General features: G+C 70.6%; 9 protein-coding genes and 1 pseudogene. 9 read left to right on the forward strand and 1 reads right to left on the reverse strand.

What is annotated here, in order from left to right; translation table 11 throughout:
• The 5 genes and pseudogenes from LZ198_RS41780 to LZ198_RS43345 form a co-directional block, all read left to right on the forward strand.
• Positions 1 to 302 (forward strand): annotated as a pseudogene (locus tag LZ198_RS41780) (hypothetical protein); the annotation flags it as partial.
• Positions 303 to 440: 138 nt separating this feature from the next.
• Complete coding sequence (locus tag LZ198_RS41785) at positions 441 to 1,307, forward strand: vWA domain-containing protein (protein WP_323383465.1); 867 nt, start codon at positions 441 to 443, stop codon at positions 1,305 to 1,307.
• Positions 1,307 to 2,278: a vWA domain-containing protein gene (locus LZ198_RS41790; RefSeq protein WP_253977769.1), complete on the forward strand. Its 972-nt coding sequence runs from the start codon at positions 1,307 to 1,309 to the stop codon at positions 2,276 to 2,278. The genes LZ198_RS41785 and LZ198_RS41790 overlap by 1 nt, the downstream gene beginning before the upstream one ends.
• Positions 2,279 to 2,298: 20 nt before the next feature.
• A complete protein-coding gene (locus LZ198_RS41795) occupies positions 2,299 to 5,052 on the forward strand; it encodes a heavy metal translocating P-type ATPase (RefSeq protein ID WP_253977770.1) in 2,754 nt (917 codons plus the stop codon).
• Positions 5,053 to 5,135: 83 nt separating this feature from the next.
• Positions 5,136 to 6,788, forward strand: a complete 1,653-nt coding sequence (locus LZ198_RS43345; protein ID WP_267145516.1) for a hypothetical protein — start codon at positions 5,136 to 5,138, stop codon at positions 6,786 to 6,788.
• On the opposite strand, the gene LZ198_RS41810 is transcribed toward LZ198_RS43345, so the two are convergent.
• A complete protein-coding gene (locus LZ198_RS41810; RefSeq protein ID WP_253977773.1) occupies positions 6,772 to 8,466 on the reverse strand; it encodes a hypothetical protein in 1,695 nt (564 codons plus the stop codon). The two genes, LZ198_RS43345 and LZ198_RS41810, sit on opposite strands and share 17 nt — an antisense overlap.
• Positions 8,467 to 8,647: 181 nt before the next feature.
• Here LZ198_RS41810 and LZ198_RS41815 point away from each other — a divergent pair, with 181 nt between their 5' ends.
• From LZ198_RS41815 to tnpA, 4 genes are all read left to right on the forward strand, one after another.
• Positions 8,648 to 10,291 carry a DUF4041 domain-containing protein gene (locus tag LZ198_RS41815; protein ID WP_253977774.1) on the forward strand — a complete coding sequence of 548 codons (1,644 nt, stop codon included), beginning with the start codon at positions 8,648 to 8,650 and terminating at the stop codon, positions 10,289 to 10,291.
• A gap of 164 nt (positions 10,292 to 10,455) precedes the next feature.
• Positions 10,456 to 11,868: an L-serine ammonia-lyase gene (locus LZ198_RS41820; RefSeq protein WP_253977775.1), complete on the forward strand. Its 1,413-nt coding sequence runs from the start codon at positions 10,456 to 10,458 to the stop codon at positions 11,866 to 11,868.
• A gap of 579 nt (positions 11,869 to 12,447) precedes the next feature.
• Positions 12,448 to 14,736: an FG-GAP-like repeat-containing protein gene (locus LZ198_RS41825; RefSeq protein ID WP_253977776.1), complete on the forward strand. Its 2,289-nt coding sequence runs from the start codon at positions 12,448 to 12,450 to the stop codon at positions 14,734 to 14,736.
• A gap of 193 nt (positions 14,737 to 14,929) precedes the next feature.
• A complete protein-coding gene (tnpA, locus tag LZ198_RS41830) occupies positions 14,930 to 15,214 on the forward strand; it encodes an IS66 family insertion sequence element accessory protein TnpA (protein WP_407667517.1) in 285 nt (94 codons plus the stop codon).
• Positions 15,215 to 15,336: the final 122 nt, after the last annotated feature.

Below are 15,336 nucleotides of genomic sequence, written 5' to 3' on the forward strand. Positions count from 1 at the left end.
CCGTCTCGGCCGCGCCGCGTCCCCTGCCCCCTCGCGCGCCGCCGCGCGCGCCCCGCCCCGACGACTGGATGCGGGACTTCCTCGCGGAACACGAAGCGCGACAGCCCGAGGCGCCCAAGCCCCGCATCACCCGGGTGAAGCCGCCGCCACCGTCCGCGAAGCCCGGCACGCCCGCCTGGATGGAGGACTTCGGAGCGCAGCCCCCGGCGCCGTCCGTCGCCAGTCCCCGCCGCGAGGACGCGGCGCGCCCGAGCACCGCGCCCTCGAAGAAGCCTGACTGGATGTCCGACTTCGACGACTGAGGGTCCTGGCGCCCAAGCCCCTGCTTTTCGCGGGAAGGTGCTAGCGTTCATCCCCATCCAGCAGGGGGAACGATGGGACACGAAAAGCCGGTCGAACCATTTTCGGACCTTCACGTCGAGGAGGGTTTCGTACGCGCGGTGCTGCTGCACGACCCCACGGTGGAGGGCCTGGACGTCGCCATCTACATGGACGCGTCCGGCAGCATGCAGGAGGAGTACGAGTACGTTCAGCCCAAGCGCTCGTTCCTGGAGTGGCTGCGCGGCGCGCCCTTGAAGGACCCGGCCAACCAGGTCGAGCCCCAGGTGCAGTGGATGCTCGAGTACCTGGCCACCAAGGACCGCAACGGCATGCTGCGCGTGGCGTACTGGGCCTGCGGCCAGGGGGGCAAGGAGGTGGAGGTCGTCGGCGAGCTGAAGGGCGTCGACGTGAAGCAGTACAAGTTCCCGGGCGCGAAGAAGCTCGGCGGCCACACCTTCCTGACGCCCGCGCTGAAGGACTACGTGCGCTACCTCAAGGAGCAGGTGCCCCAGGGCGCCAGGCGCGGCTGCGCGGTCATCGTCACGGACGGCCAGCTCCATGACGCGGACGACGTGGAGCGCTTCTCCGCGCAGGTGGCGCGCGACATCGTCAGCGGCAAGCTGCCCCGGATGAACTTCGTGCTGGTGGGCGTGGGCGACGGCGTGGACGAGAAGCAGCTCGAGCACATCGCCCACCTGGAGTACCCGGGCGTGGGCCACCTGTGGTGCCACCGCATCGCGGAGGAGATCAGCCAGGTGGCGGAGCTGGTGGCCGTGCTGGTCGACGAGAACATGACGGTGGCCGCCGGCGGCACCATCTACGACGACCAGGGCAAGGTCCTGAAGACGTACGAGGGCCGGCTGCCCGCGGTGCTGGAGTTCCAGGTGCCCGAGGGCGCGGAGAGCTTCACCCTCGAGGTGAACGGCCAGCGCTTCACCCAGCCGCTGCCGGATGACGACCACGACGAAGACGAGGACCACCACTGATGGCGGGCCATGAAGTCATCGTGCGTCCGTTCTCGGACGTGCATCGCATGGGCAACAAGGTCGTGGCCACGCTGCTGCACGACCCCACGGTGGAGGGCCTGGACGTCGCCCTCTACATGGACGGCTCGGCCAGCATGGAGGACGAGTACGGTCCTCGCGGCGTGCTGGCCAAGCTGGCCCCGGTGAAGAACCTGGTCGAGCCGCAGATGCGGTGGATGCTCGAGTACCTGGCGAGCAAGGACCGGGACGGCAACGTCCGCGTCGCGTACTGGGCGACGGGGGACGGCAGCCAGTTGGAGGAGGTGGGCTCGCTGTCCGCCGCGCAGGCCAAGGACTTCCGCTTCCCCGGGCCCCGCTTCTACGGCAAGGCCACGGTGATGCTGCCCGTGCTGCGGGACTTCGTCGCGCACATGAAGCAGCAGGTGCCACAGGGCGCGCGCCGGGGCCTCGCGGTCATCATCACCGACTCGCAGCTCTCCGACGGCAACGACGTGCGGGCCTACGCCACCCAGGTGGCGAAGGAGATCGCCGCCGGCCGCCTGCCGCGGATGAGCTTCGTCTTCGTCGGCGTGGGCGACCAGGTGGACGAGGAGCAGATGGAGGAGATCTCCCACGAGACGTATCCGGGCGTGGGCCATCTGTGGTGCCACCGCATCGCCGACCGCATGGAGGAGATGGCGGAGCTGGTGGCGGTGCTCGTGGACGAGACGATGACGGTGGCCGCGGGCGGGACGGTGTACGACGAGCAGGGCAAGGTCCTGAAGGCGTACGAGGGCCGGCTCCCCGCGGTGCTCGAGTTCGAGGTGCCGGCCACGTGCAAGGCCTTCACCCTGGAGGTGGCCGGGCAGCGCTTCACCCAGCCCATCCCCGAGGAGCACGAGGACGAGGACCACCACGACGAGGAGGAGCCGCAACCCGCGCGCGCCCCCGCCCCCGCCCCCAGCCGCAAGCACGGCGGCCACCGCCACTGACCACGCAGGAAGAAGACGCCATGTCCGAGCCGAAGAAGAACGATGCCCAGGCGGACCACGCCCATGGACATGGCGAGCCCCACGTCCACGGGCCCGGGTGCGAGCACGACCATGGCCCGTCCCCCGCCACGCCGAACAAGGCCGCGAAGGCGACCCTCAAGGGGCTGAAGTTCTCCGCCACGAAGCCTGCGGCGAAGCACGTCCACGGCCCCGGCTGCGACCACGACCACGGGCACGACCACGCCCATGCGGAGGGTCACGAGCACGGCGCGGGCTGCGACCACGACCATGGCGACGGGCACCACCATCACCACGCGAAGCCCAAGCGCGTCCGTCCGCCCGGCTACCGCGCGGCGGAGGGTGGCGGCGTGGCGCTGCAGCTCGACCTGGAGGGCGCGCTCCCGGGCGAGACGGACGACGTCGGCCGCTTCGAGAAGCTGGAGGCGGCGCTGGAGGCGCACCACGGCGTCATCGACGTCCACCTGCGCCGCGACCAGGGCTACGCGGAGGTCTGCCTCCACTACGACCCGGCGCGGGTGAGCGCGGCGACGCTGCTCGCGGCGGCGCAGCGCACCGGCGCGGAGGTGGCGAAGCGGTACAAGGGCCAGACGTGGTTCGTGCGAGGCATGACGTCGGCGGACTCGGCGGCGGTCATCGAGCACGGGCTCGGCAAGGTGGCGGGCGTGCTGTCCGCGAGCGTGGCGTACGCGAGCGAGCGGCTCGTCGTCGAATACGACAGCGAGGAGGTCGCGCCCAAGGACCTCGAGGCGCGAGCGAAGTCGCTCGGCTTCACGCTGGAGGTGCCGAGCCACGGGCATGCGTGCTCGCACCACGCGCACGGCGGAGGACTCGCGCCGCTGCTGGAGATGCCGCTGGTGGTGGCCTCGGGCGTGCTGCTCGTCGCGGGCTGGCTGCTGGAGCGCTTCGCGCCCGTGCCCGCGCTGGTCCCCACCGTCGCATGGGGGCTCTCCATCGCGAGCGGCGGCTTCTTCGCCATCCGGGGTTCGGTGAAGTCGCTGCTCCAGCTGCGCATCGACATCGAGACGATGATGGTGGTGGCGGCGCTGGGCGCGGCGGTGCTGGGCTCGTGGTTCGAGGGCGCGTTCCTGCTGTTCCTCTTCAGCGCCGGCCACGCCCTGGAGCACCGGGCCATGGACCGCGCGCGGCGCTCCATCGAGTCGTTGGGCGCGCTCCGCCCCGAGCTGGCGCGCGTGCGGCGCGGGGGGGAGCTGGTCGAGGTCCCCGTGGCCCAGGTGCAGCGCGGCGAGCGCGTCGTCGTGCGCCCCGGTGACCGCGTCCCGCTCGACGGCGTCATCCGCGAGGGCAAGAGTTCCCTGGAGCAGGCCGCCATCACCGGCGAGTCCCTGCCCGTGGCGAAGAAGCCCGGGGACGAGGTGTTCTCCGGCACCATCAACTGCGAGGCGCTGCTGGAGGTGGAGGTCACCCGGCTGTCGTCGGAGTCGGTGCTCGCGCGCGTGGTGGACATGGTCGCGGAGGCCGAGGCGCAGAAGGGCCCCAACCAGCGCTTCGCGCAGCGGCTGGAGCGCACCGTCGCCCCGCTGGTGATGATTGGCGCGGTGGTCTTCCCGGTGGTGCTCGTGGTGCTCGGCACGCCGTTGAAGGAGGCCATCCTCCGCGCGGTGTCGCTGCTGGTGGCCGCCTCCCCGTGCGCGTTGGCCATCTCCACGCCGTCGGCCGTGCTGTCGGCCGTGGCGGCGGCGGCGCGCGGCGGCGTGCTCATCAAGGGCGGCATCTACCTGGAGCTGCTCGGCAAGGTGAAGGCCATCGCCTTCGACAAGACGGGCACGCTCACCGTGGGCAAGCCCCGGCTGCTCAGCGCGGTTCCGGCGGAGGGCGTGACGGAGGCGGAGCTGCTCGGCACGGCGGCGGCGGTGGAGGCGCTCTCCGCGCATCCGCTGGCGCACGCCATCGTCGACGCGGCGGCCACGCGCGGCCTGCAGGTCGAGGCGGGCCGCGACATGGAGGCCATCCACGGCAAGGGCCTCCGCGCGAAGGTGGGCGAGGCCCTGGTGGACGTGGGCAGCCTGGCGCTCTTCGCGGGACAGGCCGTGCCGGACGACATCCGCGCGCGGGTGGACGCGCTGGAGCAGGCGGGCCAGACGACGATGGTCGTGCGCCGGGCGGAGCGCTACCTGGGCGTGCTCGGCGTGGCGGACACGGTGCGGGCCGGCGCGCGGCACGTCCTCCATCAACTCAAGCTCGAGGGCATCGAGCGCACGGTGATGCTGTCGGGCGACAACGCCCGCGTGGCGAAGTCCATCGCCGAGCAGGTGGGCATCGACGAGGCGCGCGCGCCGCTGATGCCGGTGGACAAGGTCATCGCGGTCCAGGAGATGGGCCGGCGGGGCTCGGTCGCCATGGTGGGGGACGGCGTCAACGACGCGCCCGCGCTCGCGGCGGCGGCGGTGGGCGTGGCCATGGGCGGCGCGGGCTCCGACGCGGCGCTCGAGACGGCGGACGTGGTGCTGATGAGCGACGACCTGACGCGGCTGCCCTTCGCGCTGCTGCTGGCGCGCAAGGCCACCGCGGTGATGAAGCAGAACCTGGTCATCTCCCTGGGCATCAGCGCCGTGCTGGTCGTCGCCAGCATCTTCGGGCTCACCAGCATCAGCCACGCGGTGGTGCTGCACGAGGGCAGCACGCTGCTCGTCGTGGCCAACGGCCTGCGGCTCCTGGCGCTGCGCCCCAAGGCGCTGGGCTCGTTCCCCGCGCACTCGGTGGGCATCCAGCCCGCGCCACACCAGGCGGGCTGACGCGCGCGCCCTGGCGCGCCTCTTGCTGATACGGCGCCGCGCGGTGAACCCCACCGCGAGCACCACGTCCCCAGGGGGGGAACATGTATCAGCGAACACTGAAGGCGCGCGAAAACGCTGTGTTCTTCGCGCGGGCCGCGGCGCTGGGCGCCGTGTTGACCTGGATGCCCGTCGAAGCCCAGGTCTCCGAGTCACGAACGTTTCGATACACGGGGGACGTCCAGCGCTTCACCGTGCCTCCGAATGTGACGACCCTCACAATCCGGGCGGTCGGCGCGCGCGGTGGACCCGCCTACGACGACACCCCCGCGGGGCTGGGCGCGATGATGCAGGGAACGTTCGCCGTGACGCCCGGCGCACAGTTCACCGTCCTCGTGGGCGGCATGGGCATGGCCGGGTACAACGGCGGCGGTGGCGGTGGCGCGTTCGTCTGGACGGGCACGGACCCCGTCACCCCGGAGACGCTGCTCATCGCGGCGGGCGGCGGAGGGGGCGCGGGCTGCAACCGACATCGCGGCATCGACGCGGTGGTGACGGTGAGCGGCATCAGCGGCAACGGCAGTCCCGGGGCCCAGGGCGGCAGGGAGACGAATGGAGGCAGCGGAGGTTTCGCGGGCTTCCTGGGAGGAGGCGGGGGCGGTGGAGGGCTCGCGTTGTCGGGCGACCCGGGCGTCGACGGACCGGGTTCTCCGGGCGGAGTGGGGGGCATGGCCATTGGCGCGGGAGGTCAGGGCGGCAAGGGCATGCTCAATGGGAATGGCGGCTATGGCGGAGGCGGCGGCGCGGCGGGGGCCGCGGGAGGAGGCGGCGGCTACGGAGGCGGCGGCGCGGGTGGCGCGGCGACGGACTGCGGCGGCGGTGGCGGTGGCGGGTCGTTCAACGCGGGCACGAGTCCTTCGTACGCCGCGGCGTCGGGCTACGGGCATGGCCAGGTCACCTTCAGTTGGCGCATCGGCATGCCCGTCATCCAGACCTTCCGCCACACCGGCGGCGCGGAGGTCTTCACCGTCCCGGAGGGCGTGACGCGGGTGACGTTCACCGCCGTGGGGGCGCGCGGAGGCCGCGCCTACGACAACGCCGCGGCGGGCATGGGCGCGTCGATGCGGGGCGAGTTCGAGGTGACGCCCGGGACGCGGTTCACCATCCTGGTGGGCGGCGCGGGGACCAACGGCACCAACGGTGGCGGTGGCGGCGGCTCGTTCGTCTGGCGCGGCACGGGCGCCGTCACCCCGGACGCGCTCGTCCTCGCCGCGGGCGGGGGTGGCGGCGCGGGGTGCCAGGGCTTCAACGGCCTCGACGCGGCGGTGACACCAGGAGGGACCCCGGGCAACGGCAGCCCCGGCGCCCAGGGTGGCGATGCGACGCGAGGCGGTGCCGGCGGTGCCCAGGGCTACCTCGGTGGCGCGGGCGGCGGCGCGGGCCTGACGCAGTCGGGAGCGACCGGCACGGGCGGCAACGGCGCGGCGGGCGGTGGCGGCGGGGTGGCCATCAACGCCGGAGGCCAGGGAGGCGCGGGCATCCTCGGGGGGGATGGGGGCTTCGGCGGCGGTGGCGGCGCCTCCGGCGCGGGCGGCGGCGCGGGTGGCTATGCCGGTGGAGGCGGAGGGGGCGCGACGACGTCCTGCGGCGGCGGCGGTGGTGGTGGCTCGTTCAACGCGGGCGCGAACCCCGTCAACGCCACGGCGGTGGGGATGGGCCACGGCACCGTGACCGTCGAGTTCACCCGACCCCTGTAGCGGGGGGTGCGCTCTCCAGCGCGCGCGCGATGGCCTCCGGGCCGCCGTGCTGTTCACACAGGGCCCGGAAGGACTCCCTGTCCGGGACCTGGGAGACGTAGACCTCGACGCACACGGGCCGGACCGTGACGTGGGAGGAAGGAGTGAACAGCACCTCCGACTCCCGGCGGGGCCCTGGGTGGGGATGCAGTCGGACCTCCGGCTCCGCGAGGAAGGACGCGTGGACGGCCGTGGCCTGGAACCCGAGCACCGCCAGGGCCTTCGTCTTCCGACGGACCGGGTCGAAGAAGAGCGGGACGACCATGCGCGAGTCCCGCTGGAGGTCCGGGTCCTGGGTCCAGCTCCGGAGCCAGCGTCGGGTGAGCGTCGCCGCGGGCAGGAGGGCCTCGGGGACCGCCTCGAAGCCCAGCTCCTCGCGGGCGATGGCGTGAGCGCCGCGGAAGAGCTGCTCCATCCAGACCAACTCCCCGAACAACGAGTCCTCGAGGGAGGGCCCCTCGGGCGTCTCCCTTCCGACGCTGGACAGGGCCTGCGCGCCCACCGTCCGCGTGAGCAGCGAGCGCACGAAGCGATAGGACTCCGCCCTGCGCAGATAGGCCTCCGCCAGGGGTTCCACCGTGAGCCGGGGCGAGAGGAGGATCGGCGGGGGTCCTCCCGCGGCGACCGCGAGCTGCTTGACGTGGGTCTCCCGGGTCAACCCGAAGAGGGCCCGGAACTGTTGCTCCAGCTCGCCGCGATAATGCGGGCCACACACGAGCCGCGACGACTCGGGCATCCGCTCCGGCACCAGCAAGGGGGTCAGCGCATGGAACTGGTGGTCGTACCAGCCGGCCTCCGGCGCTGGCGTCGTCTCGAGTCGCCCATCGCGGATCCGGAGGACGAGCTCGTCGACGAGCTGGAAGCCCTCGGGCGGCGCCACGTCCTGGAAGAGCCGCTCGACGAGGCGCCCCTCGTGGGAGTCCGACGGAGGGAAGAAGCAACGCTCGGGCCCGTCTCCATCGACAGGTCGTCTCGACGGGCGATTGCTCAACCCCCACATGAGCGACAGGTGGGCTTGATACGCCCGTGACAGCCCCGCGTCCGACTGGAGCGCTTGCCGCAGCAGCTCCGCGACACCGCCCTCCAGCACCTCCTGGAGGAGGCGATCCTGCTTGAACACGGCGCGGAGCCGTGGGGACCACGCGTAGAAGCCCAGCGGCCTGGAGACGGCCGGGTCCGCCTCGAAGTCCCGGAGCCGCTTCATCCCGAGCAGGCGCAGGTTCCGGTCGGACTCCGCGAACTCTCCCGTCAGCGTCAACGCGGTGTGGAGCAGGGCCAGGGTCCGCTCCAGGGCACCATCCGAGGAAGCGGTCGCGCGTGGCCGCAGCGCTCCGTACAGCGCCTCCAGGAGACCTCGCTTGCCGGGCAGCCCGGGCGCGCCAGCCTGGGCCAGCAGGTCGATGGCCGCGGAGAGGCCATCATCGAACGCCTTGGCCTTGAACGAGAAGGCCATGAGGGGTGCCCATCCCCAACGCTGCGAGAGCCCCGGCAGCGTCGGTGAGAGTCGCGCACTGGAGGCACTGTCGCCCGTGCCCCAGAGGCCCAGGAGTTCGGGGACCTCCAACTCGATGACCTGGGACGCGCGGTCGACCTCGACATCCACCGCGTGCTGCGTCGACGTGAAGACGTAACGGGACATGGAGGGTCCGACCTTCGGGCGGATGTGGGGGGAGCAGGCCCCCGACGCCCCCCATTCCGCGACCCTGACGGCACGGCGTACCACCCGGGAGGTATTCACGTCCCACGCCCGTGTGACGGAACCTGGGCCTCACCTTCCCGGGCGTGTCCAGGGACGGAAGCCTCATCACGGGGGAGCCTCCATGCAGCCTGTCACCCTGGCCCTGGCCCTGGCGGGCCTGCTGTTCGCGGGACTCTTCGTCCGCTCCGCGCTCCAACTTCGCGCCCTGCGACTTCGTTTCCAACCCGTCCTCGACGTGGAGGCGGAGCGCCAGCGGGTCCTCGCGGAGCTGGAGCGCGCGAAGGCCGAGTCCGCGCACACGCTCGCGACCGAGCGCAACCGCCTGTCCTCCGAGCTGGCCCGGGAGAAGGACCAGGCCGACGCCGCCATCCGGGGAGCGAAGGCGGACCTGGAGCGAGCACGGGCCACGCACGACAGCGCCCTGCGACAGGAGAAGCAGCGCGCCGACGCGGAGCTCGCCCGGGAGAAGGAGCGGGTCGACACCGCCATCCGGAGCGCCCGCGCGGAGCTCGACCAGGCGCGGGCCACACACGACAGCAGCCTCCGCCAGGAGAAGCAGCGCGCCGACGCGGAGCTCGCCCGCATGCGGGCCCAGGCCGATGCCGCCGTGCGGGAGGTCGAGCAGCGGCGCCAGCAGGCCCGGGACGAGCATGCGCGCCTCGAGTCGCTCATCGTCACGCTCCGCGCGGAGCTGCGGCCCCTGGAGGAGGAGTCCGTCCTGCGCTCCTACGGCCTCTACAAGGCCATCTACAACCTCTCCTCCTCGGAGAAGTACGAGCAGCGCCTGGAGGACATCCGCGAGCGGCAGAAGCGCCTGCTCAAGGACAAGAAGGCCGCCTTCTGCCGGGCGCAGTGGGAGGTCAACGGCAGCAAGGCGGAGGGGAAGAAGCAGACGGACCGCACCCTCAAGCTCATGCTCCGCGCCTTCAACGGCGAAGCCGACGCGTGCGTGGCGAAGGTGACTTACAAGAACATCAAGGCCATGGAGGCGCGCATCGAGAAGGCCGCGGAGGCCATCAGCGCCCTCACCGAAATCCAGCAATGCTACATCGACACGACCTACGTGAAGCTGAAGCTGGAGGAGCTGCGCCTCGCGCACGAATACGAGGAGAAGCGCCAGGAGGAGAAGGAGGAGCAGCGCCGCATCCGCGAGCAGATGCGCGAGGAGGAGACGGCCCAGCGCGAGCTGGAGCGGGCGAAGCTGGAGGCCGAGCGCGAGGCCCAGCGCGACGAGGAGGCGCTGCGCAAGGCGCGCGGCGAGCTGGAGCGCGTCAAGGGCGCCGAACAGGCGAAGCTGCTCGAGCGCATCGCGGAGCTGGAGCGGCGCGTGGCCGAGGACCAGGAGCGCCAGCGCGCCATCTCCCAGGCCCAGCTCACCCGCACCGGCCACGTCTACGTCATCTCCAACATCGGCTCCTTCGGAGAGAACGTCTTCAAGGTGGGGATGACCCGGAGGCTCGTCCCACAGGACCGCATCGACGAGCTGGGTGACGCCTCCGTCCCCTTCGAGTTCGACGTCCACGCCATCATCCGCACCGCGGACGCCCCCAAGCTCGAGGCGGAGCTGCACAGGACCTTCGCCGACAGACGCGTCAACCGCATCAACGAGCGCAAGGAGTTCTTCCGCGTGTCGCTCGACGACATCGCCCGGGCCGTCCGCCAGCACCACGGCGAGTTCGAGCTGACCCGCATCGCCGAGGCCGCCGAGTACCGGAAGTCCCTCGCCCTGGAAGAAGAAGGGCGCGACGCACCGCGTCCGTCATGACGTCATGCGGCATACATCGACGTCAGCCAGGGAATGCCCGCTTGCTGGGGCGCCGACCCGGGACATGATTGAAACGCCAAGAAGTCAGGGCCTGCACACGGCGCGAGAACGTCACGCCCCGGGACGCTGGGACGGAAGTGGAAACGTGGCATGTTGCGCCCGCGATGGCTGTCAGCGTCTTCGACCTCTTCAAGATTGGTATCGGACCTTCGAGCTCCCACACGGTGGGGCCCATGCGCGCCGCGCGGCAGTTCGTGCTGCGGTTGGCGGAGCGGGGCCTCGTGGACAAGCTCACCCGGCTGAAGGTGGAGCTGTTCGGCTCGCTGGGCGCCACGGGCAAGGGGCACGGAAGCGACAAGGCGGTGGTGCTCGGCCTGCGCGGCGACACGCCCGAGGGCGTGGACGTGGAGTGTATTCCCGCCGTCGTGGGCCGCTGGCGCACGGAGGGCCGCATCAGCCTGCTGGGCCAGAAGGAGCTCGTCTTCCGGGACGGCGAGCACCTGGTGATGCACCGTCGCCGCACGCTGCCCTACCACCCGAACGGGATGCGCTTCACCGCCTTCGGCGCGGACGGCGTGGAGCTGGACTCGCGCATCTACTACTCGGTGGGCGGCGGCTTCGTGGTGGACGAGACGGCGGTCGGTGGCCAGGACCCGCTGCGCGCGGACGGCACGGCGCTGCCCTACCCGTTCCAGTCCGCGGCGACCTTGCTGGAGTTGAGCGAGCGTGAGCGCCTGCCCATCAGCTCGCTGATGATGGCGAACGAGAAGACGTGGCGCCCCGAGGCGGAGATCCGCGCCGGCCTGCTGCGCATCTGGGACGTGATGCAGGCGTGCGTGCGGCGGGGTTGCAGCGCGTCGGGCATCCTCCCGGGCGGGCTCAAGGTGGAGCGCCGCGCGTCGGCCATGTACCAGCGACTCATCAGCCGCCCGGAGGCAGGGCTCACCAACCCGCTCACGGTGCTGGACTGGGTGAACCTGTACGCGCTCGCGGTCAACGAGGAGAACGCGGCGGGCGGGCGCGTCGTCACGGCGCCCACCAACGGCGCGGCTGGCATCATCCCCGCGGTGCTGCACTACTACTGGCGCTTCTCGCCCGGAGCCAATGAGGACGGCGTGGTGCGCTTCCTGCTCACCGCGGGCGCGATTGGCGTGCTCTACAAGGAGAACGCCTCCATCAGCGGCGCGGAGGTGGGGTGCCAGGGTGAGGTGGGCAGCGCGTGCTCCATGGCCGCGGGTGCGCTCACCGAGGTGCTCGGCGGCACGCCCCTGCAGGTGGAGAACGCGGCGGAGATCGCCATGGAGCACAACCTGGGGCTCACGTGCGACCCGATCGGCGGACTGGTCCAGGTGCCCTGCATCGAGCGCAACGCCATGGCGAGCGTGAAGGCCATCAACGCCGCGCGCATGGCGCTCTCCGGCGACGGCCGGCACTTCGTCAGCCTGGACAAGGTCATCCGGACGATGCGCGACACCGGCCGCGACATGAAGGACAAGTACAAGGAGACCGCGCGCGGCGGCCTCGCCGTCAACGTGCTCGAGGTCGCAAACCTCAGCGTCGGCCTCCCGGAGTGCTGAGCCTCCCGCCGCGCCGGTGAACGGCGCGGCCTCCTGGGCTTCTGCTGCTTCTCCTCGTTCGCGGACATCCCGTGCTCCTTCCCTCACAGCTCGGGTGTCTACGGAACTGGGCGACTCCCACACCTCCGCTCGGGGGTTTGACGTTTGGCCACGCTCCGGGGACCTACCAGCGCTGTCGTCGATGAGCCGCCGTTCCCTATCGCGGCCCGTCGATTCGCAGAGGCAACTCGATGCATGTCATGGGCGCTATGTCCATGGTCCTCCAGTGCTCGTCGACTGGCAGCCGAAAGACGTTTGCCATCAGCGTGTTGCGTGCCCAGCAGGGGGTAACACGGAATGCTGTCATTCATTCCATGAGGGGGAGGGTGGTCCATTCCGGGCTTCGTCCTGCTCCTCGGGGGGAGACACTCGATGCGAAGCCGTCCTGGTGTGCTGTGGTCGTGGGGGCTGGGCGTGACACTGGCCTTGTCGCTGGGGGCGTGTGCTGTGGAGCCCCCGGAAGAGAAGGTTCGTCCTACGGAAGCCGGGGCGTCGAAGGTGGGCGAAGGAGCATTGACGCGTGAGCGTCCGGAGGCTTCTTTGACATGGGACCCGTATGCAGACGCGGTGGCCTCGGGCACCACGGCGACGGTGCTCAACGCGAACGCGGCGCTGGGCGCTCCGGATGGGCAGGCCGCGACGCTGCTGGGCGTGCTCAACACAGCGCTGGTACTGGACCTGGGACAGGGAGAGGAAGGCACCGGCGACCTGCGCGTCTACTACCAGGGACTGTCGCTGGCGCTGGTAGCCCAGGTGGACTTCCTGAAGGCGGATGGGACCTTCATCGGCTCCAGCTCGTTGCACCTGGTGGAGCTGGGCCTGGGGACGCATATCGCGGTGGCGACGTACCCGGGGAACGTGCCCTATCGCTACGTCCGCCTACGAGGCTCGGTGCTCGCGCTCTACCTGGTGGACGCGGTGGAGACGTCACTGCGGGCCGTCTGTGGTGACGGAGTGCTGAGCGGCTTCGAGGTATGTGACGACGGCAATCAACTCTCGGGAGACGGCTGCAGCAGCGTCTGCCAGTTGGAGCCGGGCTACACCTGCACGGGACAGCCGACAGTGTGTACCGACATCGACGAGTGCGCCGCCGGTACCGACAACTGCAACGAAAACGCCACCTGCACCAACATCGGGGGCTCCTTCACCTGCGCCTGCAATGCGGGGTACACGGGCGACGGCGTGACCTGCACCGACATCGACGAGTGCGCCACCGGTACCGACAACTGCAACGAAAACGCCACCTGCACCAACACCGGGGGCTCCTTCACCTGCGCCTGCAAGACGGGGTACACGGGCGACGGCGTGACCTGCACCGACATCGACGAGTGCGCCACCGGTACCGACAACTGCAACGAAAACGCCACCTGCACCAACACCGGGGGCTCCTTCACCTGCGCCTGCAATGCGGGGTACGAGGGCGACGGCGTGACCTGCACCAACATCGACGAGTGCGCCACAAGCCCCTGCCTGAACGGTGGCACCTGCATCGACGGCGTGGGGAGCTACACCTGTAAGTGCGCGCCCACCTATGAGGGAAACAACTGCCAGTCTTGCTCCGGCACCCTCGCGGACTGCAACGGGACCTCGTCCGATGGCTGCGAGGTGAACCTCCAGAGCGACGCCAACAGCTGCGGCGCCTGCGGCATCGTGTGCTCGACGGGCGAGATCTGCTCGAACGGCGCCTGCCAGGCCCCCCCCACCGGCCAGGTCCCCGGCACGCCGGTCAGCTCCCCCGCCAACCACAGCCCGCTGGCCCCAGCGGTCGCCGATGTGAATGGCGACGGCAAGCTCGACATCCTGGTGGCCAACGCCGAATCCGCGTCGACCGAGACGCCTTCGGGCTCGCTCTCCGTTTTCCTGGGGAATGGCGACGCCAGCGTCCAGCCGGAGGTCAACTACGGGAGCGCCTCGCTCTCCAGCAACGCGGTCGTGGCCGTGGATGTGGATGGCGACGGGTGGCTCGACGCCGTGACCGTCAACGGCCAGTCCAACCTACCCCTCGTCAACGGAAACATCAGCGTCTACAAGAACCTGGGTCCGAGCGCGCCTGGGACCTTCGGCGCGCCCACGAGCTTCACCACTGGCACCCCGGGCTCCATCCACCTCTGCACGGGGGACTTCGATCACAACGGGGTGGCTGACATCGCCACGACAAGCGTGACCCAGAACCAGGTGAGCGTGCTGCTCGGCAGCGGTGCGGGCAGCTTCGGCGCGCCGACGTTCATCGGTATCCCGAATACCGGCGGCGTGCAGTCGACCATCGCCTGCCGTGACCTGAACGGCGATGGCTTCTCCGATATCGTGGTGACGAGCCCCGCCAGCGCACGCCTGTCCGTCCTCATCAACCAGGGCGATGGCTCGTTCGCCGCCCCCGTCTCCTACAGCAACGCCGTCAACGGCCAGACGGCGGGCATCGCCTTTGGCGACGCCAACGGGGACGGCACGCTCGACATCCTCTCGAACGGTGCGGCTGGCCGGTACCTCTTCTTCTTCAAGGGGAATGGCAACGGCACCTTCGCGGGCGGCGTTCAGTCCGCCGCCGCGGCCTCTACGGCCACCAACTCGGCGCTGGGCGTCGTGGCCAATGACTTCAACGGCGATGGCAAGCTCGACGCCTACATCCTCGTGACAGCGGCCTCGGGGGGCGTCCGCCCGATGACTGGCAACGGCAACGGAGGCTTCACCTCTGGCACCGTCGTCACGACCGGCGCCTCGCCTGGCCTCAACGCCATCGCCACCGCGGACATGGACGCTGATGGGTACGCCGACCTCATCCTGACCAACAGGGGCTCTGGCACCGTGACCGTGGTCCCCAACGGACTCTGAGTCGCCATCCGCGATGGCATCATGGGGCGGTGTGCCCTGATTTCAGCGCGGTCTCGGAAGGAGAATCGGTGCGCCGCGTCCTTCGCGCGCGGCGCACCGAAAGACGCGCAGGCACCTGACCCGACCTTGTTCTGTGCGTAGCCGACCGACGGCCGGAGTCCTGAGCTGAGCAGGCCTCGCCGGTTCATGGGGCATGCGACGACCCAATCCGGATGAGTGGCCGAAGTGGGTGGAGGAGTTCGTGGCAAGTGGGCTGCAGCAGAAGGAGTTCGTGGCCAGGCACGACCTGTCCTTGGGCACGGTGCAGTACTGGCTCTACGAGAAGCACAAGAAGCGGGGCCTCCGAGCGTCCGAGTTGGCTGCCGAATCGGTTGATGCCTTCCTCACCCAGGCGAACTCCACGTCCTACCCGGGCATCAACGTCTCGGCCCTCCCTTTGGCCGCTTTCAGGGGACCTTCATTGGCCGGTTTTGCGTAACTGTTCGCCGTGCCCCGTCCCGGCGCCGTGCTGACCCGCCCGGGACGACCGGCGGGAGCTGCCGTCAGTCCTGACTCTTCGGAAGTGTGACCGTGCCTGGGTTCTCGATGGCGGCGAGAGCG

The organism is Myxococcus dinghuensis (assembly GCF_024198235.1).
GTDB classification, from domain to species: Bacteria; Myxococcota; Myxococcia; order Myxococcales; family Myxococcaceae; genus Myxococcus; species Myxococcus dinghuensis.

What these genes read in the sequence shown, in the direction of transcription:
- LZ198_RS41810 (WP_253977773.1), bottom strand. Translation starts at nt 8,466, where the DNA reads ATGTCCCGTTACGTCTTCACGTCGACGCAGCACGCGGTGGATGTCGAG.
- LZ198_RS41815 (WP_253977774.1), top strand. Translation starts at nt 8,648, where the DNA reads ATGCAGCCTGTCACCCTGGCCCTGGCCCTGGCGGGCCTGCTGTTCGCG.
- tnpA (WP_407667517.1), top strand. Translation starts at nt 14,930, where the DNA reads ATGCGACGACCCAATCCGGATGAGTGGCCGAAGTGGGTGGAGGAGTTC.
- LZ198_RS41820 (WP_253977775.1), top strand. Translation starts at nt 10,456, where the DNA reads ATGGCTGTCAGCGTCTTCGACCTCTTCAAGATTGGTATCGGACCTTCG.
- LZ198_RS41795 (WP_253977770.1), top strand. Translation starts at nt 2,299, where the DNA reads ATGTCCGAGCCGAAGAAGAACGATGCCCAGGCGGACCACGCCCATGGA.
- LZ198_RS41790 (WP_253977769.1), top strand. Translation starts at nt 1,307, where the DNA reads ATGGCGGGCCATGAAGTCATCGTGCGTCCGTTCTCGGACGTGCATCGC.
- LZ198_RS43345 (WP_267145516.1), top strand. Translation starts at nt 5,136, where the DNA reads ATGTATCAGCGAACACTGAAGGCGCGCGAAAACGCTGTGTTCTTCGCG.